13 protein-coding genes and 6 pseudogenes are annotated in these 21470 nt (G+C 39.4%); 6 read left to right on the top strand and 13 right to left on the bottom strand.

Annotated elements, in window-relative coordinates; genetic code table 11:
* Positions 1 to 13: 13 nt before the first annotated feature.
* The 4 genes and pseudogenes from folB to thrA all read right to left on the bottom strand — a co-directional run bounded on the left by folB (position 14) and on the right by thrA (position 5107).
* Positions 14 to 385, bottom strand: a complete 372-nt coding sequence (gene folB, locus N4G44_RS17085; protein WP_474928500.1) for a dihydroneopterin aldolase — start codon at positions 383 to 385, stop codon at positions 14 to 16.
* A 60-nt stretch (positions 386 to 445) separates the two neighbouring features.
* Complete coding sequence (gene thrC / locus N4G44_RS17080; protein ID WP_474928499.1) at positions 446 to 1696, bottom strand: threonine synthase; 1251 nt, start codon at positions 1694 to 1696, stop codon at positions 446 to 448.
* 28 nt (positions 1697 to 1724) lie between these two features.
* A pseudogene (locus N4G44_RS17075) lies at positions 1725 to 2646 on the bottom strand (homoserine kinase).
* Positions 2647 to 2656: 10 nt separating this feature from the next.
* Positions 2657 to 5107, bottom strand: coding sequence for a bifunctional aspartate kinase/homoserine dehydrogenase I (gene thrA, locus N4G44_RS17070; protein ID WP_474928498.1), 2451 nt, complete (start codon positions 5105 to 5107; stop codon positions 2657 to 2659).
* 462 nt (positions 5108 to 5569) lie between these two features.
* Between thrA and N4G44_RS17065 the strand changes: the two genes are divergently transcribed.
* Positions 5570 to 5740: a bacteriocin-like protein gene (locus N4G44_RS17065; RefSeq protein ID WP_155859162.1), complete on the top strand. Its 171-nt coding sequence runs from the start codon at positions 5570 to 5572 to the stop codon at positions 5738 to 5740.
* Between the two features lie 66 nt (positions 5741 to 5806).
* Here the strand turns inward: N4G44_RS17065 and N4G44_RS17060 are convergent, their stop codons facing one another.
* From N4G44_RS17060 to N4G44_RS17045, 4 genes and pseudogenes are all read right to left on the bottom strand, one after another.
* A complete protein-coding gene (locus tag N4G44_RS17060) occupies positions 5807 to 5953 on the bottom strand; it encodes a bacteriocin-like protein (protein WP_165579294.1) in 147 nt (48 codons plus the stop codon).
* A gap of 40 nt (positions 5954 to 5993) precedes the next feature.
* Positions 5994 to 7012, bottom strand: a pseudogene (gene nadA / locus N4G44_RS17055) (quinolinate synthase NadA).
* 111 nt (positions 7013 to 7123) lie between these two features.
* Positions 7124 to 7690: a guanylate kinase gene (gmk, locus tag N4G44_RS17050; RefSeq protein WP_073065475.1), complete on the bottom strand. Its 567-nt coding sequence runs from the start codon at positions 7688 to 7690 to the stop codon at positions 7124 to 7126.
* Between the two features lie 87 nt (positions 7691 to 7777).
* A pseudogene (locus tag N4G44_RS17045) lies at positions 7778 to 8634 on the bottom strand (YicC family protein).
* A gap of 43 nt (positions 8635 to 8677) precedes the next feature.
* Here N4G44_RS17045 and miaA point away from each other — a divergent pair.
* Positions 8678 to 9592 carry a tRNA (adenosine(37)-N6)-dimethylallyltransferase MiaA gene (miaA, locus tag N4G44_RS17040; protein ID WP_474928497.1) on the top strand — a complete coding sequence of 305 codons (915 nt, stop codon included), beginning with the start codon at positions 8678 to 8680 and terminating at the stop codon, positions 9590 to 9592.
* Between the two features lie 296 nt (positions 9593 to 9888).
* On the opposite strand, the gene N4G44_RS17035 is transcribed toward miaA, so the two are convergent.
* The 4 genes and pseudogenes from N4G44_RS17035 to N4G44_RS17020 all read right to left on the bottom strand — a co-directional run bounded on the left by N4G44_RS17035 (position 9889) and on the right by N4G44_RS17020 (position 16808).
* Positions 9889 to 11301, bottom strand: coding sequence for an efflux transporter outer membrane subunit (locus tag N4G44_RS17035; protein WP_474928496.1), 1413 nt, complete (start codon positions 11299 to 11301; stop codon positions 9889 to 9891).
* Positions 11302 to 11476: 175 nt separating this feature from the next.
* Positions 11477 to 14655 (bottom strand): annotated as a pseudogene (locus N4G44_RS17030) (efflux RND transporter permease subunit).
* Positions 14656 to 14694: 39 nt separating this feature from the next.
* A pseudogene (locus N4G44_RS17025) lies at positions 14695 to 15854 on the bottom strand (efflux RND transporter periplasmic adaptor subunit).
* Positions 15855 to 16211: 357 nt separating this feature from the next.
* Complete coding sequence (locus N4G44_RS17020) at positions 16212 to 16808, bottom strand: TetR/AcrR family transcriptional regulator (protein WP_040998246.1); 597 nt, start codon at positions 16806 to 16808, stop codon at positions 16212 to 16214.
* A 154-nt stretch (positions 16809 to 16962) separates the two neighbouring features.
* On the opposite strand from N4G44_RS17020, the pseudogene N4G44_RS17015 reads away from it, so the two are divergent.
* Positions 16963 to 17516 (top strand): annotated as a pseudogene (locus N4G44_RS17015) (thioredoxin family protein).
* Between the two features lie 210 nt (positions 17517 to 17726).
* Here N4G44_RS17015 and N4G44_RS17010 read toward each other — a convergent pair.
* Positions 17727 to 18632: an AraC family transcriptional regulator gene (locus N4G44_RS17010; RefSeq protein WP_474928495.1), complete on the bottom strand. Its 906-nt coding sequence runs from the start codon at positions 18630 to 18632 to the stop codon at positions 17727 to 17729.
* 123 nt (positions 18633 to 18755) lie between these two features.
* Between N4G44_RS17010 and N4G44_RS17005 the strand changes: the two genes are divergently transcribed.
* From N4G44_RS17005 to N4G44_RS16995, 3 genes are read left to right on the top strand one after another with little or no spacing between them, the layout of a single operon-like run.
* Positions 18756 to 19985: an MFS transporter gene (locus tag N4G44_RS17005; RefSeq protein ID WP_474928494.1), complete on the top strand. Its 1230-nt coding sequence runs from the start codon at positions 18756 to 18758 to the stop codon at positions 19983 to 19985.
* A gap of 2 nt (positions 19986 to 19987) precedes the next feature.
* The gene (locus tag N4G44_RS17000; RefSeq protein WP_474928493.1) at positions 19988 to 21247 is read left to right on the top strand and encodes a trehalase family glycosidase; all 1260 of its coding nucleotides are present in this window, start codon (positions 19988 to 19990) and stop codon (positions 21245 to 21247) included.
* Positions 21157 to 21465, top strand: a complete 309-nt coding sequence (locus tag N4G44_RS16995; protein WP_474929026.1) for a trehalase family glycosidase — start codon at positions 21157 to 21159, stop codon at positions 21463 to 21465. Before N4G44_RS17000 ends, N4G44_RS16995 begins: the two co-directional genes overlap by 91 nt.
* Positions 21466 to 21470 lie beyond the last annotated feature (5 nt).

The raw sequence follows: 21470 nt of genomic DNA, 5'->3' as shown, positions 1-21470 counted from the left end.
TGAAGATAAAAATTTAAAAATCGTCAGGCTTGAAGCTTTTTTCCAGTTCAATACTTGCCCCTTTCATTTCGCCCTCCATGGGTGGTGAAGTTTTGGTGATATTCAGCTTAATGTATGAAATCTGGGGAAAGCTTTGATGGATCTTCATGATGATCCTTCCTGCTACATGTTCCAGTAATTTGGATTTAACGGCCATCTCCCGGTGAATGATCCCATTGATGTCAGCATAGCTTATCGTATCGTTCAGGTCATCCGTTTCTGCGGCTTTCCAAAGATCCGTGTGCAGTTCTGCATTTAAAATATAATAGGTCCCGATGATATTTTCTTCGGGAAGTACACCGTGGTAGGCATATATTTTTACATCTTCAAGAAAGATCTTGCTCATTTGTTCCTGATTTTTATTTCAGCAAAAATCGTTTTAATTCTTCAAAATCCGCATGTATTTCTACAGTTTTTTCTCCTTTTTCATAAGGGCATGCAGTGCCTCAGGTACCTCTGTAGTGATATGGGCTGCTTTTTCCACTGCTTCAGGGAATTTTACCGGATGTGCGGTTCCCAGTATGAGTCCTTTTTTGCCCGGATTTTCATTCAGATATTGTTCCAGGGAAGCAAAAGCAACAGCGCTGTGAGGTTCAAGAACATATTCATATTTTTCAAAAACTTCTTTTATAGTTTCTAGTGTTGATGCATCATCGATGGAATATCCTGAAATCATATTTTTTAATGAATCAAACTGATGTCCAAAAAGCTCCAGAATCCTTGTGAAATTACTCGGATCACCCACATCCATGGCATTAGATAGGGTTGCCACAGCTTTTTTAGGATGATACTGATGGTTTTTCAGATAATCGGGGACCACATGATTTTCATTACAGGCAGCAATAAAATGTTCTGCAGGAAGCCCCCGGAAATACGTAAGAAGCCCGGCACAAATATTTCCGAAATTTCCACTTGGGACACCAATCACCGGATCCTGGTTTTCGTGCTGTTTCCATTGTTTTAAAGCTAATAAATAATAAACCTGCTGTGGAAGCCACCTTGCGACATTAATGGAGTTCGCCGAAGTCAAAAACAGTTCAGAATTAATGCTTTCATCCGAAAATGCCTGCTTCACAAGAGTCTGGCAGTCGTCAAAATTACCATCCACTTCCAGCGCAGAAATGTTTCCTCCTAATGCAGTAAGCTGTTTTTCCTGAACGGCACTTACCCTGTTTTTGGGATAAAGAATCACCACATTGATTCCCGGAACATTGTAAAAACCATGAGCAACAGCCCCTCCTGTATCTCCGGAAGTGGCAACGAGTACCGTTATTTTCTTATCCTGATCCTTCAGGAAATAGGAAAGGCAGCGGCTCATAAAGCGGGCTCCCACATCTTTAAAAGCCAAAGTAGGCCCATGGAAAAGCTCCAGAATAGAGATTCGTTCATTGATTTTCTTCAAAGGAATATCAAAGCTGATGGTTTCTGCTGCAATATTTTTCAATATCTCTGCTGGAATTTCATCCCCAATAAAATCTTTCATACATCTGAAGGCAATTTCTTCATCAGAATACAGATGCAGGTTTTGGATAAATTCTTCATCAAACCGGGGAATAATTTCCGGGAAGAAAAGCCCTTTCCGGCTTCCCTGGCTTTTTATAGTTGCTGTTTTAAAATCAACGGTTTCCTGCTTGTTTTTTAAATTATAATATTTCATTGTTTTAATTTGTTGGGTTCATCATTGATCATTCTTCAACGATTTCAATTCCGGAAGGGTTTATTTTGGATACGTATACAAAACTCATGATTCCAATTTCATCATATGCGGATTTCATCAGCTGTGCAATTTTTTCTGCTGTTTCTTTTTTTCTGCAAGCATGAAAATGGAAGGACCTGAGCCCGAAATCCCGCCACCAAGCGCTCCGGCTTCCATACTTTTTGTTTTGATCTCTTCAAATTTCGGAATCAGAATGCTTCTTACAGGTTCTATAATCACGTCATTAAGGCTTCTCCCGATCAGGGAAATATCATTTTTAAGGATTCCGGCTACCAGTCCGGCAATATTTCCCCATTGCTCAACGGCATCTTTTAATAAGATATTTTTCTTTAGAATCTGTCGTGCATCGGAAGTTTTAACTTCTACCTGCGGATGTACCGCAGCGACAAACAGATCCGGGCTTCTCAGTGGAATAATATCAATAGGAGAGGAGGATTTTACTAAAGTGATCCCCCATAAATGCATGGGGCAATATTATCCGCGTGGCGGACTCCGGAAGCAAGCTCTTCCCCGAACATGGCGAAGTGCACCATTTCCTCATCAGATAAAATATTGCCCAATAAGGCATTGGCCCCGAAAGCGGCTCCGGCGGCGCTAGCCGCGCTGGAGCCGAGCCCGCTTCCCGGCTTGATATGTTTACGGATCGTTACTTCAAAACCTTTTGTCAGGTTTAATTCCTGAATAATATTTTGCAGTACAACGCCAGCTACATTTTCAGAAGGGTTTTCCGGAAGTCCGAACTGGTCTTCATGCCTGATTATAATCTCCGGCTTATCCAGTAATTTCAGTTCCATTTCATCATAAGGCTCATGAATAGCCATTCCAAGGATATCAAACCCGCAGACAAGATTGGCAACGGTAGCAGGAACCTTTATTTTTATTTTTTCCATAGTATTTATTTTAAACTGAACGTATAATATCTGCAAAAACACCGCTTGCCGTTACTTCAGCGCCCGCTCCGGCTCCTTTTACAACCAGAGGCTGTTCGGAATACCTTAAAGTTTTGAAGATAACGATATTGTCTTTGCCATACAGGTGATACAGGTCACTGTCCGGAGCTACATGCTGAAGGCCTACTTTAGCTTTTCCATCCTTAAATTCGGCAGTATATTTTAAAATTTTGCCATTGCTTTGTGCATCGTTCACCAGGTTTTTGAAGTGATCTTCATATTCAGTAAGTTTTTCATAAAAATTTTCTACACTTCCCTGAAGACATTCCTGTGGCAGAAAACTTTCATTCTCAATATCTTCGAACTGGAGCTGATAACCTGCTTCTCTTGCCAGAATTAAAATTTTCCGTGCGACATCTGTTCCTGTGAGATCCAGACGGGGATCCGGTTCTGTAAAGCCTTCCTTCTGTGCCTGGGCAACAACTTCTGAAAAGGTTCTGCTTCCGTCATAATTATTGAAAACAAAATTCAGGGTCCCGCTTAAAACAGCCTGGATGGATGTAATTCTGTCCCCGCTTTTGATGAGGTCATTAATGGTACCGATAACCGGAAGTCCTGCGCCTACATTGGTTTCAAAATAGAAACGGCAGCTATGGTTTCTGGCTGTATTTTTTAAATTTTTATAAATTTCAAAATCTGAGGAAGCCGCAATTTTATTGCAGGCAACAATATTGATGCTTCTTTTTAAGAGGCTTTCATATACTGCGGGAACTTCTGAACTGGCTGTAATGTCAATAAAAACAGAATTCCGCAGATTCCTTGAAATAATCTCTTCTGCAAAACCATGAATAGAGGCTTCAACACCTTTTTCACCCCAGTTATTATAATCGTTTTCGGAGATTCCCTGATCAGAAAAAATCATTTTTCGGCTGTTGGAAAGTCCTGCAATTCTTAAATTGATCAAATTATTTTCGCGGAGGTAAGCATTCTGCTCAAAGATCTGTTCTACAAGTTTTGAACCTACATTTCCGGTGCCGCACAGATATAGATGTACTTGCTTGATTTCGGATTCAAAGAATTCTTCATGAAGGACATTAACTGCTTTTTTAGTGTCTTTTTCTGAAATTACAATGCTGATATTTCTTTCTGAAGATCCCTGTGCGATAGCTCTGATGTTAATACCGTTGTTACCCAGACATCCGAACATTTTCGCGCTGATCCCGCTTCTGTTTTTCATATTTTCTCCTACCAGCGCAACAATTGAAAGCCCGGTTTCTATTTTTACAGGAGCAGTTCTCTGAAGTTTTATATCGTCGGCAAATGATGAATTGACCGCATTTTCTGCATGATAGATATCTTTTTCATTAACGGCTATTGTGATAGAATGCTCCGAGGATCCCTGAGTAATAAGAATAACGTTGATTTTTTCAAAGCTGAGACACTGGAAGAGTCTGGCAGAAATTCCGGGAATTCCAACCATTCCGCTGCCTTCCAAAGTAAGAAGAGCAATATGACTCATATTAGAAACCCCTGCAGCAGCTTCTTTGATTTCATCCGATGATGTTTCCAGATTATGGGAAACCAGAGTACCGTGGGCATCCGGCTCAAAAGTATTTTTAATCTTCAGGTCAATGTTCTTTGCCATTACAGGCTGTATGGATGGCGGATAAAGCACTTTAGCTCCAAAATGGGAGAGTTCCATCGCTTCATGATACGAGATTTCCGGGATTGGTTTCGCATTGGAAACTAATCTTGGATCTGCGGTCATCATACCATTCACATCGGTCCAGATCTGAAGTTCTTCAGCTGAAACTGCTGCTGCAATGATGGCTGCGGTATAATCTGAACCACCTCTTCCTAAGGTCGTAGCATTTCCGTTCTGATCGCTGGCAATAAAGCCCGGAGCAACGATAATCTGATTTTTATGATTTGCTGCAAAATTCTTTAAATTGTGATCCGTAATTTCAAAATCTACTTTTGCATGGGTAAAATTACTGTCTGTTTTAATCTGTTCAGCTGAATTCATCCACAGACAATCCAGGCCTTCATACTGAAGCCTCGCCGCGATAATGTTGGATGACAAAAATTCTCCATATGAAGTAATTCTGTCTTTAATTTTATCTGTGAATTCACCCAGGACGAAGATACCGTTATAAATATCTTCCATATCGTTAAAATGTTTTTTTACGAAACTGAGCCATGAGCTTTGTTCTAAAACAGGAATAAGTTCTTTAACGAGCTGTAGGTGATTTTCTTCTAGGTCTTTGATGACCGGGATATAGTTTTCATTTTTAGCAGAAGCATACTCAGCTGCTTTTATCAGTTTGTCGGTAACGCTGTGAAGTGCTGAAACTACAACAATAACTTTGCTTTGTAAAGCTTCTTTTTTAATAATATTTTCTGCCAGAATAATGTTCCGGGCATTGGCAACTGATGTACCGCCGAATTTTAAGACTTTCATCTGATAGGTATTTGAAGTTGGATAAAATGAGAGGGTTACTCTTTACAAAAAGAGTACGGGTACAGGAAATAATATGTGAAAATTTACCCCGCTACGGGGTAGTTGTTGTAGTTGTGAATGTAGAAACAGATGATAGGGCCGAAAGTAATTCCGGTACAGAAATATCTGATATGTTTCTTAGAAAATTCATTCTTTACCAAACAAATATACAAATTATTTGGAGATAACAAAATTATTTATGGAAGTTGTTTAAACTTTAACATTGATTATTTTTAACCACTAAGCGTTTTTAGAGCCGGGCTTTTTGGATCATAAGTACACTTAAGTTTTGTGCAAATCTTTGATTTCATCTTATGTGAACTTTTCTTCGGAATTATTTTAAACTTACTTAGGTGAAATAAAGTGTTGTTTTAAAAAGGATATTATTCATATTTGTATAACCTAACAATCAAATCTTAAAATATGAAAAATTTGAAAAAACTTTCAAGAGAAGAAAAAAGCAGAATCAGTGGCGGTTTTACCGAGTTTCAGATTGAAACATGTGGGGGTGCTGCCTATGTATGTTTCCGTGGCGGCGGCGCGTGGGGCTGCTGGAGGACTCCCGGAGGAACCTGTTATCCTCCGATGGTGTAATAAAAAAGGTTGTCTCTTTAGTTTGAGACAACCTTATACTATTAAAATTGATGAATTCATCCACTTTTAAGAAGTGGCTAAACATTTTGGCGGGCTGCCACATACTCCGGGAATGCATACTTCATCGGGTTTACAATAAGTATCACATTCTCTTGCTGTTCCGCCATTGATAGTTTTCAGACATTCTTTGTCTAATTTTTTTAAATTTTTCATAAGTAAGGATTTTGGTTGGTTCCTTAAATATATAAAAAATTTATTTTATGCTTTTTGAAAGGTCCAGCATAGCCTCAATCGGCTTCAAAGCTCTTAAACGAAGCTCTTCGTCGATGAGGATTTCCGGAAGTTCGTATTTCATACACAGGTACAGTTTTTCCATGGTATTGCGTTTCATGTAAAAACATTCCGAACAGTTGCAGCTTTCGTCAAAAACAAGAGCAGGAATAAGTTCTTTATGCGGTGCACGTTTTTTCATTTCATGAAGAATTCCTTCTTCTGTAGCGATAATGAACTTCTGGCAGTCGTCTTTCTCTACGAAATTCAACAGGGCAGAAGTGGATCCAATAAAGTGCGCAAGTTTCAGTACAGCTTCCTCACTTTCAGGGTGGGCAATTAATTTTGCATCAGGATTGTCTGCAAGCTGCTTGGCAATTCTTTCCATTGAAAATGCTTCGTGTACGATGCAGCTTCCGTCCCAAAGGATCATATCGCGGCCGGTTTTTTTAGATAAGTATCTTCCCAGGTTTTTATCCGGTGCAAAGATGATCGGCCGGTCTTTCGGAAGTGCTTCAATCACGGTTTCCGCATTGGAACTGGTCACAATAATATCACTTTCTGCTTTGGTTTCTGCATTACAGTTGATATAGGTGGCGATCAGGGCATTCGGGTGCTGCTCGCGCATTTTTCTCAGACCTTCACCTGAACATCCGTCTGCCAGGGAGCATCCTGCCATAGTGTCGGGAAGAACTACTTTTTTAGTTGGATTAAGGATTTTAGCAGCTTCAGCCATGAAGTGGACTCCGCAGAATACGATTATGTCTGCATTGGTTTCTTTAGCCTGTCTTGCCAGCTGCAGAGAATCACCCAGGAAATCAGCAATATCCTGAATTTCTCCCGGCTGGTAATAATGGGCCAGGATCACCGCATTTTTTCTTCTTTAAGTTTCAGAATGGCTTTCACCAATTCTTCTCCTTGAGGGATTGCTATATCTTTTATATCCAAAAATCCTCTTACAGGAATGGCAGATTTAGCTTTTTCTAATGTTTCGGTACTCATATCAACCTCAATGTTTTTTGATTATAGAAGTTAGAGGTTAGAAATTAGAAGTTAGAGTTTAGCTTTGACTTAAATAAGTGTAATGTATAACTAACTTCTAATTTATAGTTTCTAGTTTCTTTCTATAAATTTTTTTATTAAACTTTCTATTTCTTTTTTTGCTTCATCAAGATCGGTATTGATAACGATCTCGTCAAACTCTTTCGCAAAGGTCATTTCTTCTCCTGCCTTTGCTACACGGGTTTTGATGGTTTCTGCATCATCTGTGTTTCTGGAGATCAATCTTCGTTCCAATTCTTCTATGGAAGGCGGCTCAATGAAAATGGAAAGAGCTTTTTCTCCAAAATATTTTTTTAAAGAAATTCCACCTTTCACATCCACATCAAAGATGACCACTTTTCCCTGATTCCAGATTTTTTCCACTTCAGATTTTAAAGTACCGTAATATTTGTCAGTATACACTTCTTCATATTCTACAAAAGCATCTTCCGCTATTTTCTGTCTGAATTCGTCCGGACTCAAAAAATGATAATCCACGGCGTGCATTTCGCTTCCTCTGGGCTGTCTTGTAGTGCATGAGATTGAAAATGCCAGTTCCGGAAATGTTTCCAGAGAATGTTTTACTAATGTAGTTTTTCCGCTCCCCGACGGTGCTGAAAATATGATAACTTTATTCATTTTGTTCCGGGTTCCGGGTTTTGAGTTCCGGGTTTAATTCCGCTTTATTGTTAACTCGAAATCATCCCGAATCTCGTACCCCGTAACTTATAATACGTTTAACGTCTGCTCTTTAATTTTTTCCAGATCATCTTTCATCATAACCACCAGTTTCTGGATCTCTGCATGGTTGGCTTTTGAACCTAAAGTATTGATCTCTCTTCCGATCTCCTGAGAAATAAAACCAAGTTTTTTTCCGTTGAAATCTTCATTATCCATTACTTCCTTATAATACTTAAGGTGCTGGGTGAGTCGTACTTTTTCTTCTGCAATATCAAGCTTTTCCGTAAAATAGGCCATTTCCTGGTAGAAACGTGTTTCGTCCACGTTTTCAAATTCTTTTAAAGACTTCTGGTAGCGTTCTTTTACAGCAATGATTCTTTCTTCTTCAAAAGGAATGACTTCGGAAAGATACTGATCAATATTCTGGATATTTCTTTCCAGTTCTTCATGTAAAATAGCTCCCTCTGTTTTTCTGAATTCCATAAAACGGTCTACCGCAGCGTGAACGATCTTGGCTAAAGATTCCCATTCTCCTTCCGTAAGCTCATCGGGTCTTGAAGTAATGGCATCAGGAAGCCTTACTGCCATTTTCAGGTATTCAAAGTCCGGACCGTCAGAAGCAATGTTACGAAGTTCACTGATATAAGCATCGATTAAACTCTTATTAATTTTCACATCGTTGGATTCTTCCAGATTTTCCAGATTGATGTAGCAGTCTACCTTCCCCGGATAATTCTGTCGTTCAGGATTTTTCTGATTTCGAATTCTTTCTCTTTATAGCGTAAAGGTACTTTGATATTTAAATCAAAGCTTTTGCTGTTCAATGATTTAATATCTATCGAAATCTTTTTACCTTCAAAAACACCTTCGGCTCTGCCGAATCCCGTCATTGATAAAATCATAGTTTTTTATTGTTGTACAAAGATAAACATTTAAATTAGCACTGTGAAAAATTTGATTTCTGTTGTAGGACCTACTGGAATAGGCAAAACAAGACTGGCAATTGATCTGGCAAAGCATTTCAATACCGAAATTGTTTCCTGTGATTCACGCCAGTTTTTTAAAGAAATGAAAATAGGGACCGCATCACCTTCTGAAGAAGAGCTTGCAGAGGCTCCCCATCATTTTATAGGGAACCTTTCGGTTCAGGATTATTATTCTATCGGGCAGTACGAGGAAGATGCCCTGAAAAAGCTTAACGAACTTTTTACTGATCATGACACCGTTATTTTAGTCGGTGGAAGTATGATGTATGAAAAAGCTGTCATCGAAGGTCTGAATGATCTGCCTGAAGCTGATGAAGCCAATCAGAAGAAATTACAGGAAATTTTTGATTATGAAGGAATAGGAAAGCTTCAGGAAATTTTAAAAGAACTTGATCCTGAGTATTTTGAAGTGGTAGATTTTCACAATCACAGAAGACTTTTACGGGCTATTGATGTGATCTGGCAGACGAATAAAAAATATTCCGAGCAGATTGCTGTTTCCCAGGAGTCCAGGGATTTCAATGTGACCCGCATAGGAATTGAAGCACCAAGAGAAGAGCTTTATGACCGGATCAACAGAAGAGTAGATATGATGATGGAGAAAGGTTTACTGGCAGAGGCGGAAAGCCTTGAACCCTATAAAGATCTGACGGCCTTGAAAACCGTAGGTTATTCCGAATTATTTAAATATTTTGACGGTGAATGGGATTTGGATTTTGCCGTTTCTGAAATCAAAAAAAACAGCCGCAGGTATGCAAAACGTCAATTAACCTGGTACAGAAAGGCAGATGATATCCATTATTTATCTTTAGGATATTCTCAAGAGGATTTTGAAAATCTTTTAAGATGGATTTCTGAACAGTTTCAAAACTAAATATTTCAATATTTAACCATTAAGAATCATTGAGTTATTAAGAATATTAAGATGGGCTTTGCTTTCTTAGCTAAACTTAATTGGTACAATAATCTTAATGATTAAATAAGCTTCAAATTTATATCTGCTCGATCTGCTCAATCTGCGAGCGTAAAATAATCTCTCGCAGATTGAGCAGATCGAGCAGATGTTTGTGTTATTTTGTGGGCTTTATTTTTATTGGCTGGGGTTACGGGAAATAAAAGCGGCCTCTGGAAATCAGGGACCGCACTAAAAACAATATAATTAAAAATTTACTACTTCCAACCGCCGCCAAGCGCTCTGTAAAGATCTACAATGCTGCTCAGTCTTTGTCTTTTTACGGATGCAAGATTCAGTTCAGCCTGCAGAGAATTTCCCTGAGCTGTAATCACTTCTAAATAATTGGCCATACCGCCTTTGTAAAGCATTTCGGCACTTTTAATCCCATCTTTTAATGTTGCAACTTGTTCAGTTGCTTTTTGTTCCTGAACTTTTAAACTTTCATTAGAAACCAAAGCATCAGAAACTTCACCTACTGCATTTAATACAGATTGACGGAAAGCCAGAACATTCTTCTCTCTCTGGATTTTAGCTACGTTAAGGTCTGTCTTCAACTGTCTTTTCTGGAAAATGGGCTGGGTAATTCCTCCCAGTACAGATCCGAACAGAGATGCCGGAATCTGGAACCAGTTATCAAACTTGAAGGAATTCACTCCTCCGTTGGCTGTGATTTTCAAAGCAGGATACATATTTGCCTGAGCTATTCCTACCATAGAATTGGATTCCAGTAAAACCAGTTCCTGCTGACGAACATCCGGACGACGGCTTACCATAGCTGCAGGAAGTCCTGCGGAAATATTCTGTGGTAAAGAAGTATCAGACATTTCGATCGTTCTGCTAATTTTAGTCGGATTTTCACCTACAAGAATGCTCAAAGCATTTTCCTGAATGGCGATATTCTGCTCCAGCTGAGTGATCAGTAATTCTGTAGACTGTTTTTGAGCAGTTGCCTGCTGAACGCCTAAAGAGGTTGTATCACCGCTTTGCCACATTTTTTCAGTGATGGAAAGGGTATTGGTGCTGAGTTCCAGATTGGCTTTTGCGATCTGGATCTGTTTGTCAAGCATCAATAAATTATAATAGCCCTGGGCGATAGCTGCCACCACTTGGGTCTGTACAGCTTTTGTTGCTTCATAAGTCTGTAGATACTGCATTCTTGAAACTTCCTGCTGGTTTTTGATTTTCCCCCAGATATCGGCCTCCCATGAAAGGTTGAATGCTGCATTATAATCCTCAACGTGATTTTGACCTAAAAATGAGTTTAAGCTCTTCCCGTTCATGCTGTTTTCCGACGGTTTGGAAATCTGTGCCGAAACTCCGAAACCTACATCAGGATACTGAAGATATTTGGCCTGTTTCAGTTTCTCCTGTGAAGAAGCTACCTGTTTTAAAGCAATCTGAAGATCATAGTTGTTTTTGATTCCTTTCTCAATCAGTCCCTGTAGAATAGGATCGCTGAAAAACTGTTTCCATTCCAGATTGGCGATGCTTGCCGTATCAGCAGTAGCTGTGTATTGGAATTTTTCCGGAAGCTGAAGATCCGGTTCCGAGTATGCCAGTTTGGACACACACGAAACCGAGGCTACAGCCAATATAAAGGTTAGAAAAATATTCTTTATTCTTTTCATAATTTTTTTAAATAAATTTTTAATTGAGTACAAAAACTTTGAGAAGTGGTGTCGCAAATTGTCTTTAGTAGGAGAGTGCTTTGCTTTTTTGAACCATTAAGGATATTGAAGAAACCTTAAAAGTTCACAGAAAACTTAATTTTAATATCTCAAAGTTTTGTACATCATTTATTTATTAATGAGCCGCTGCTAAAAGTTCTTCCTGCTGTTTTTTCAGAAGTCTTCTCTTTTTTCTGCTTGGCATTTTTTCATGCAGATACTGGAAGATCACATACATCACCGGAATAATGAAAATCCCGAATACTACTCCTGTAAACATTCCGCCTACGGTACTGATTCCGATAGAGTGGTTTCCTTTTGCCGCAGCACCCTGGGTCCAAACCAATGGAAGCATCCCGATGATGAAGGCAAATGAGGTCATCAGAATAGGTCTCAGACGCAATCTTGAAGCCTGAAGTGCCGATTCAATCAATGTTTTTCCTGCTTTCCTTCTCTGAACGGCAAATTCCACAATAAGGATCGCATTCTTCGCCAATAATCCTACGAGCATGATCAAACCTACCTGAACGTAAATATTATTATCGATTCCGGCTAATCCCGTAAATGCAAATACTCCGAAAATCCCTGTAGGAACTGTAAGAATAACGGCAAACGGAAGAATATAGCTTTCATACTGTGCTGCCAATAGGAAATACACAAACAGTATACTTAAAAGGAATACGAATGCTGTCTGGCCTCCTGTTTTAATTTCCTCACGGGTAATTCCTGTCCATTCATATCCGAAGCCTCTCGGAAGTGATTTTTGGGCTACTTCTTCTACTGCTTTAATGGCATCTCCGGTACTGTAACCCGGTTTTGGAGTTCCGTTAATGGTAACGGCTGTGAACAGGTTATTTCTTGTTACGGTTTCAGGCCCGAAAGTTCTTTTTAAAGTCACTAAAGTCTTTACAGGAACCATTTCACCTGTGTTGTTTTTCACATAGATCCCTTCCAGTGAATTGGCATCCGTACGGTAAGGAACATCTGCCTGGGCCATTACCCTGTAGTATTTCCCGAATCTGTTGAAATCTGAAACGAAACTACTTCCGTAATAAATCTGCATGGTCTGCATAAGCTCTGTTACAGAAACTCCCAGCTGATTGGCCTTATCCGTATCTACATCGATGGTGTACTGTGGGTTTCCGGCAGCATAGGTGGTAAATGCAAAGGCAATTTCCGGACGTTTCATCAGCTCCCCGATGAAGGCCTGTGTGGTTGCTCCCAATTGTTCATAAGAACCGTTGGTTTTATCCTGAAGCATAAATTCAAAACCTGAAACGTTACCAAAACCTTGTACGGTAGGGAAGTTGAAGAAGAATGCATTGGCATCTTTTACCTGTGAAACCTTACCTGTTAAAGCAGCTGCAATCTGATCCGGATCTTTCATTTCACCACGGTCTTTATAATCTTTAAGCTTAATAAAACCTGCGGAATATGGGGAAGCATTTGCATTACTGATGAAGTTCATCCCATCCGCTACCCAAAGGTGGTTCATGGCTTTTTCGCTCTTTACGATCTTATCAATCTGTTCCGTAGCCCTGTTGGTTCTTTCAAGTGAACTTCCCGGAGGGGTATTCACAGCATACAGAACGAATCCCTGGTCTTCTGTCGGGATAAATCCTGTCGGAGCTTTTTTAATCAAGAAAACACTTCCTGCAATGATAAGCGCTAAACCTCCTACAGCCACCCATTTGTTTTTGATTAAAAATTTAAGGCTGTAGATATATTTTCTGGTCATATTATTAAAGGCCACATTGAATGCGTTGAAGAATCTCGCTCCAAAGCCTTTTTCTGACCGTGTTCTCCATGCTCGCCCTGAGGATCGTTCAGGAATAAAGCACATAAAGCAGGACTCAAAGTCAATGCATTTACTGCGGAGATCATAATGGCAATTACCAATGTGAAGGCAAACTGTCTGTAGAAAACTCCTGCAGGCCCCTGCATGAAACCAACCGGGATAAATACGGCACACATCACCAAAGTAATGGAGATAATGGCTCCGGAAATTTCACTCATGGAATTCGTGGTTGCCTGTTCTACCGGCATTCCGGTATGTTCCATTTTGGAATGGACGGCCTCGACCACAACAATGGCATCATCCACTACAATCCCGATGGCGAGTACCAATGCAAACAGGGTCAACATATTAATACTGAAGCCAAATAATTGCAGGAAGAAGAAGGTACCGATAATGGCAACCGGAACTGCAATCGCGGGGATCAATGTAGATCTGAAATCCTGAAGGAAGATATATACTACAATAAATACCAGGATAAATGCAATAACTAAAGTTTCAACAACCTGATGAATAGACGCATCCAAAAAGTCTTTGGAATTGTACATAATGATCGGTTTTACTCCTTTCGGAAGCGTGGTTGAAAACTGATCTACCTGTTTTTCAATTTCAGAAAGAATATCATTGGCATTTGAACCTGCCGTCTGCAGAATAGCGAATCCTGCTACCGGCTTCCCGTCAACTCTGTTAGTTGCAGTATAAGTGTATGAACCGAATTCTACTCTGGCTACATCTTTTAATCTTAAGAATGAACCGTCATTATTGGCTTTAATTGCAATATTTTCGTAGTCTCCGTTCTGGTTTAATTTCCCTTTATACTTTAAAATATATTCGTAAGTTTCCTTACTTCCTTGTCCAAGACGTCCCGGCGCAGCTTCAAGATTATGATCTTTAATGGCTGCCATTACTTCCTGTGGAGAAAGATTGTTAGCTGCCAGACGGTCTGGTTTCAGCCAGATTCTCATGGAATAATCCATGGTTCCGAAAACCTGAGCCTGTGCAACACCCGGAATACGCTGTATCTGAGGGATAATGTTGATTTTAAGATAGTTTTGCAGAAACAGCTCATCATATTGCTTGGGATCTTCACTGGTTAATCCCATGAACATGATCATACTGTTCTGTACTTTCTGGGTTGAAATCCCGGCCTGAACTACTTCCTGAGGAAGCTGGCTCATAGCTTTGGATACTCTGTTCTGAACGTTTACGGCAGCATTATCGGGATCAGAGCCCTGCTTGAAGAAGACGCTCAGCGTCATAGTACCGTCGTTACTGGAATTGGAGGTCATGTACGTCATGTTCTCAACCCCGTTTACCGCCTCTTCAATAGGCGTAGCTACTGATCTTGCCACAACCTCTGCGTTCGCTCCCGGATAAAATGCGGTTACCTGAACACTTGGCGGTGCAATGTCCGGGAACAGGGTAATCGGTAGATTGAAAACCGAAAGTGCTCCCAGCAATAGCAGTATGATGGAGATGACCGTTGAAAGTACCGGTCTTTCTATAAATTGTTTTAACATAAGAAGTTTATTTTTTTAAGTCTTCTGTATCGGGATGGATTACAAAGGTTTAGCTCTCAACAGGCTGTCGGATGAAATGGCTTTCGGCTTGATAGAAACACCATCTTTTAAGTTCCCGATTCCTGTGTACACGATTTTCTCGCCTGGAGTAACACCTTCAGATACAAAGTAATAGCCTGATGTTTTTCCTGAGATCTTAACCGGTTTGCTGGTTACCTTGTTATCTTTTCCTAAGATATACACATAGGTTTTATCCTGAATTTCGAAGGTAGATTCCTGCGGAATAACGACAGCGTTGGAAAGCATCTGAGGCATGCGTACTCTTCCCGTATTTCCGGTTCTCAGAGTTCCCTGTGCATTCGGGAAAACAGCGCGGACACTTATAGCTCCGGTTGTTTTGTCAAACTGTCCGTCTACAATGCTCATCTTTCCTTTTTCTGGGTAAATACTGTTGTCGGCGATAACGAGTTCTACCATCGGCATATTTTTCAGTTTTTTTTCCAGGCTTGCTCCCGGATATTTATTCTGAAATGCAATAAAATCGAGCTCGCTTAAAGAGAAATATGCATAGATCTCGCTGATATCCGATAGTAAAGTCAATGGATTAGGATCTGTTCTTGAGATCAGGCTTCCTTTTTGTAAGGAATTCTTCCGATGTATCCGCTTACCGGTGCTGTAATCGTAGTAAATCCTACATTGATCCTTGCACTTCCTACTGATGCTCTGGCTTGTGATGCTGCGGCAACGGCTGCGGCATAGTTAGCTTTTGCTGTTTTCAGTTGCACGTCAGAAACTACTTTTGCGGCTACCAGCGGCTGAAGTCTGTCTACTTCCACTCTGGCTTTCTCAATATTGGCATTGGCAGCCTGAAGGTTGGCCTGAGCCATATTTACCTGTTCGCCATAGCTTCTTGAATCTATTTTAAACAGAGGCTGTCCGGCTCTTACGTAAGAACCTTCCTCCACGTAGATCCTGTCCAGGTATCCGTCTACCTGAGATCTGATCTCTACGTTATTTTTACCCTCCAGTGCGGTAGGAAATTCCTGATATGTTGTAGCTGGAGATGTGATCACGGTATAAACCGGAAGTTCCGGTGCAGGCGGTGCCGCATTGGAACCTTCTGCTGCTTTGGTGCAGTTCTGCAAAAGGATAATACTAGATATAAGTACGATAAACCTTATTTTTCCAGGTATTTTCATTGTTGGTTTAATTTTTTTAATGAAGTGTTAGATTTAAGTAATAATGTTCATTTAATAAATTCTGTTATTTTTTCTAACGGTGTTAATGATAGATTCAAAAAAATTTCAGAATTTTTAATAAAGGAGTCAGATCGTCATTTTCATAATAGTTGCCTGTTTAATGTTGGATATGTATATATAATGAGGTGTATTAATTGTGTGTTAATTTATCTAACGGTGTTAAGTGAAGAAACGGAGTTTCCTGGCAAATGGTGGATAATAGTTTTCATTGTTACTTTTTTAGTTTTTTTAATTGAATATTGTACTGATATTCGATGTTATTTTTCCTAACGGTGTTAATTATAAATTCAAAAAAATTTACAAAGACTTAACAAAAGCAGAAACCGTTTCGTCCAGAGTTGTTTTATTCATTGTAGAAGGGATATCCGCATTTCGCATCATCATAATAGAGATCAGCCCATGTACCGCTGAAAACAAAGCGTGAGACATATGACAGGCGTTCTCTGTATTGTTTCCGTTCTTCTTGATAATGTTGTAGGTACATTCATAGATCAGGTCCTGGAATGAAGAAAATTCTTCCTTCATCTGGCCTTTACCGCTGCACTGCATTCCCAAACCAAACATCAGCTGATAATATTCCTTATTCTTAAAAGCAAAGTCCCAGTAAGCATCCACTATAGCAATAAGCTGCTCTTCCGGAGTGTCAAATTTTCTCTGTGCTTTTAATAATTCTATGTGAAGACAATGGAAACCATTAATGGAAATTTCATATAAAATAGCTTCCTTGTTTTCAAAATAATCATATACTACAGGAGCACTGTATTCAATAGCATCTGCTATTTTACGCATCGACAGTGATGCCCAGCCCTCCGTTTTAGCCAAACCGAAAGCAGCCTGCAAAATATTTGCACGGATGGATTCTTTCTCTCGTTGACGGCGTTCGTGTAAGCCCATGATTTTTATTTACTAACAGTGTTAGCAAAACTACAAACTTTTAAACATATCTTCCAAATGAAATTTGATATTTAACATTTAACGCAAGTTTATAAATTCCCGGATTGGCTTGTATTAAAAGAAACTTTATCTTTGTGGGCAAAGAATAAAGGATATGAATACTCCCTCAAATATGCTGGCTCTAGGAACCAAAGCTCCTTTTTTGAGCTTCCGAACCCGTCGAAAAATAACGAAATTCAGTCTCTGGACGAGCTGAAAGGAGAAAAAGGAACGCTGGTGATCTTTATGTGCAACCATTGCCCGTTTGTACTTCACGTGATCGACAAGATCAACGAACTGTATGAAGATTATAATGATAAAGGAATTGAATTCATTGCAATCAATGCTAACGACGTGGAAAAATACCCGGCAGATTCTCCGGAAAAAATGATCGAGTTCCAGATTGAGAGAAAATTTGACTTTCCTTATTTATATGACGAAAGCCAGGCTGTAGCAAAAGCTTATGATGCGGCATGCACACCGGACTTCTATTTCTTTGATGATAAACTTGACCTGATCTATAGAGGACAAATGGACGATTCAAGACCGGGGAACAATAAAGATGTAACCGGGGAAGATCTTATCATTGCTTTTGAAAACCTTTTATTAGGCGAGCCGCAGGAGGAAATCCAAAGACCAAGCATGGGATGCAATATTAAGTGGAAGTAATAAAATTTAAAGTTCAAAGTTTAAGGTTTAAATATTAAAGTTTAAAGTTTTTGACCTTACTTATAATATAGCTGTTCTTTTTTAGAGCAGCTTTTTTTATACACAAACCTCTGTGTTATCCGTGAAATCTGCGGGAAATAAAATACATTTTTGAATGAAAAATGCTTCGAATCCGCTCAGCATGACAACCGAAAAGAGGATTGCATAATTCTAAAAACCAGCTGTAACTTTCACTTCTTTTTCAATCTTCAAATCTACATTCACTTTATTGTGGGAGAAATTCTTTATAAATTCAGAAGGTGTCTTCTGCGTATACTTTTTAAACATCCGGTTAAAATACGTTACATTATTAAACCCGCAGCTGTAACTGCACTCTGAAATACTCTTATCCTGCGACATCAGCAGACAGGCCTTATTGATGCGATAACGGTTCACAAACTCCGTAAAAGTAATCTGGGTCGCTTTTTTGAAGAAATTACAGAAAGCAGGGAGAGTCAGATTCGCAATTCTGGCTACGTCTTCAATATTGATTTCCTTGTCATAATGATGTTCCACATAAGTAAAGATATTCTCCAGCCTTGTTTTATTTTTTAAGATAATGGTATACGGCATAATTTCTTTGTTCAGAAGATCATAATCATTGCATTGGGAAAGTTCAAATAAAATCTCAAGTAATAGCAGATATCTTTTGTAGCCTTCAGATTCAAGGATCAGTTTCAGCTTGGGAAGCATTGTTTTTTTTATTTTAGAATGAAAGTGGATGCCATATTTTGAAAGTTCCAGCAAATTTTTGATAGATCTCGCTTCTACTTCCTGCTGTGGAAACTGAAGAACTTCTTCTTTGAACTGCAGAACAATTTCTTCATGAGGATCCGTAGAATTCAGTCCAAATCCGGAATGGGGAATATTAGAGCCTATCAATACCAGATCCCCGTTCGTATAATTACTTTTATGATACCCGACATGGCGGGTTCCGTTCCCGGAAATCACACACACCAGTTCAATTTCGGGATGATAATGATATTCCCATTTGAATTCGGAGATCGGCGAATTGTTGTGCAGCGTGCGGAAGGAGCTTTTTTCATTGGGAATTATTCTTTCAAAACTAACTTTCATTTCATTAATCGTATTTATTCAATAAAAATACGAATTATATTAATATAGTTCAAATATTGATTTATTGTGTTAAATTAATGTTAAGCTAAATGCTTCTATCTTAGCCGGCAAGAAATGATCTCCATGAAAAATTTCAATATAAAAGCTGTATTATTTTTAAATTATTTCGTTTTCGCAATTCTTCTGAATTCCGTGGGAACTGTTATTCTGCAGGTACAGCAAAACTTCGGAATTTCAAAATCTTCAGCCAGTGTTCTGGAAGGCTTTAAAGATCTTCCGATTGCCATATGTTCCTTTATCCTGGCATCGTTTCTGCCCAAAATAGGGATTAAAAACTCCATGCTCATCGCTCTTTTTCTGGTGAGCGGAATGTGTTTTGTGATGCCGTTTGCCAATGATTTCTGGTTTTTCAAACTGTTATTTACCATTGTAGGAATTTCATTTGCGCTCATAAAAATTTCCGTTTTTACCTCTATTGGCCTGATAACCAATACTGACAAGGAGCATTCAAGCTTTATGGGCTTTCTGGAAGGCTTTTTCATGATTGGTGTCCTGGCAGGAAATGTACTTTTCAGTTTATTTATAGATGATCATAACCCGAAATCTACCCAATGGATGAATGTATATTGGGTACTGGGAGCACTTTCGGCATTATCATTCCTGTTTTTATTCTTCTCAAAATTAAATGAGAGTGAAGCCAGAAGTGAGAAAACGGATTTGCTGGGAGACCTTAAAAACAGCATCAGCTTGTTCAGCTATAAAAAAGTACTGTTTTTTCTTCTATGCGCTTTCCTTTTCGTATTGGTGGAGCAGAGTTTTCAGACCTGGACGCCTACTTTTTATAAAGAAATTTTAAAGCTGCCTACTTCCATGAGTATTCAGGCCGGCGCTGTTTTAGCCGGGGCTTTTGCTCTGGGCAGGTTTTTATCCGGATTTTTCTCCAAGAAATTCAGCTGGATCTATGTGGTTTCCTTTTGTGTGATCGGTTTTGCCATCAGCATACTTTTGGTTCTGCCATTAACCCATAATATTCAGATCAGTGAGGGAACCGGTTGGTTCAATGCTCCGCTTGTAGTGTACTTATTTCCGTTGATGGGTGGTTTGCTGGCACCGATTTATCCAAGTATCAATTCTGTGATTCTGGCATCCATTCCAAAATATCTGCACAGTGCCATGTCCGGACTCATCGTGGTTTTTTCTGCCATTGGAGGTACAATAGGATCTATGATTACGGGTTTTGTCTTTCAGGAATTCAGCGGGCAGCAGGCATTTTATCTTTCACTGATACCGCTTTCACTGCTGATTATTTCAGCCATTTTCATGAATAAATTAAAAATAAATCCTAAGAAATAATAATGAATAAACAGCTTTACATAAACGAAATCCAGGTTCTTTTTGACGATGTGCAGAGAGCCAGAATCTTTGAAGATCAGAAGATGATGACCGATGCAGTTCCTATGTTTCCTGTTTCGGAGATCAATGCGGAATATGAAAAGAAAAAAGGAGATGCAGGATTTGATCTGAAAGATTTTGTAATGAAGAATTTCGATTTTCTCGGAGCCAGAATTTCAATTCAGAGAGAAGATCAGCTGCCGATTGACCAGCATATCGAAAAACTCTGGGACGAATTGACCCGTACAGCTTATGAAGAAAAAGGTACACTGTTGAAACTTCCAAAGCCGTACATCGTTCCGGGAGGCCGTTTTAATGAGTTCTTCTATTGGGACAGCTATTTCATTATGCTTGGGTTACAGGTTTCCGGAAGAACAGAAATGATGGAAAATATTGTGGAAAACTGTTCGTATTTAATCCAGAATGTCGGTTTTGTTCCGAATGCAAGCAGGACTCATTTCCTGAGCCGCTCCCAGCCGCCCTATTTTTCGCTGATGCTGGATCTGCTTTTTGAAACGACAAATGATGAGAGTATTTACACTAAATATCATGACACTTTAGAGAAAGAATATGCTTTCTGGATGAACGGGGAAGAATGGCTGGAAAATGATTCCGCAGTGAAAAGAGTGGCAAAAACAAAAAACGGGGATATTCTGAACCGGTATTATGATGCAGAAAATGCCCCACGACCTGAAAGCTACCTGATTGATATTGAAGACAGTGAGAACACGGATGAGGAATTTTACAGAAATATAAGAAGTGCCTGTGAATCCGGCTGGGATTTTTCCAGCAGATGGTTTGCAGACGGAGAACATATACAGACGATAGAAACGCTGAACATAGCAGAAGTAGACCTTAACAGCCTTTTATGGCATCTGGAGAAAACTTTAGCCCAATCTTCAGCGCTTCTGAACCTGGCAGAAAAAGAAAATTATTTTACTGAAAGAGCAGCAAGACGCAGACAGATGATCAATACCTACTTTTGGGATGAAAACACTGAATGTTATAAAGATTATCACTTAAAAAAACACAAAAACACACCGTCTGAACATATTGCTGCTCTTTACCCTTTATTTCTCGGACTGGCAGATCAAACGCAGGCTGAAGCTGTTGCTAAAAGTATTTCGGATAAATTTCTTTATCAGGGAGGACTTGTAACTACTACAAAAAAAGCGGACAGCAATGGGACCTTCCGAATGCCTGGGCACCTTACCAATGGTTAGGATTTAAAGCAATGAAAAACTATGGCTTCGATAAGCTGGCTGATGAAATAAAAAACAACTGGTGCGGAAATGTGGAAAGGGTATACAGCAACACCGGTAAATTAATGGAAAAATATAACGCACTGGACACAGAAACCATTGCAGGGGGTGGAGAATATCCGAATCAGGACGGATTCGGATGGACCAATGGGGTTTATCTCAAATTGAAACAAAACTAACTATA

The sequence above is a fragment of the Chryseobacterium sp. GTID13 genome (genome assembly GCF_056172655.1).
This window is presented reverse-complemented; position numbering and strand designations above follow the sequence as displayed.

Excerpts from the sequence above, each read along its gene's own strand:
- folB (WP_474928500.1), bottom strand. The coding sequence starts at position 385 with ATGAGCAAGATCTTTCTTGAAGATGTAAAAATATATGCCTACCACGGT.
- thrC (WP_474928499.1), bottom strand. The coding sequence starts at position 1,696 with ATGAAATATTATAATTTAAAAAACAAGCAGGAAACCGTTGATTTTAAA.
- thrA (WP_474928498.1), bottom strand. The coding sequence starts at position 5,107 with ATGAAAGTCTTAAAATTCGGCGGTACATCAGTTGCCAATGCCCGGAAC.
- N4G44_RS17065 (WP_155859162.1), top strand. The coding sequence starts at position 5,570 with ATGAAAAATTTGAAAAAACTTTCAAGAGAAGAAAAAAGCAGAATCAGT.
- N4G44_RS17060 (WP_165579294.1), bottom strand. The coding sequence starts at position 5,953 with ATGAAAAATTTAAAAAAATTAGACAAAGAATGTCTGAAAACTATCAAT.
- gmk (WP_073065475.1), bottom strand. The coding sequence starts at position 7,690 with ATGAATAAAGTTATCATATTTTCAGCACCGTCGGGGAGCGGAAAAACT.
- N4G44_RS17035 (WP_474928496.1), bottom strand. The coding sequence starts at position 11,301 with ATGAAAAGAATAAAGAATATTTTTCTAACCTTTATATTGGCTGTAGCC.
- N4G44_RS17020 (WP_040998246.1), bottom strand. The coding sequence starts at position 16,808 with ATGGGCTTACACGAACGCCGTCAACGAGAGAAAGAATCCATCCGTGCA.
- N4G44_RS17010 (WP_474928495.1), bottom strand. The coding sequence starts at position 18,632 with ATGAAAGTTAGTTTTGAAAGAATAATTCCCAATGAAAAAAGCTCCTTC.
- N4G44_RS17005 (WP_474928494.1), top strand. The coding sequence starts at position 18,756 with ATGAAAAATTTCAATATAAAAGCTGTATTATTTTTAAATTATTTCGTT.
- N4G44_RS17000 (WP_474928493.1), top strand. The coding sequence starts at position 19,988 with ATGAATAAACAGCTTTACATAAACGAAATCCAGGTTCTTTTTGACGAT.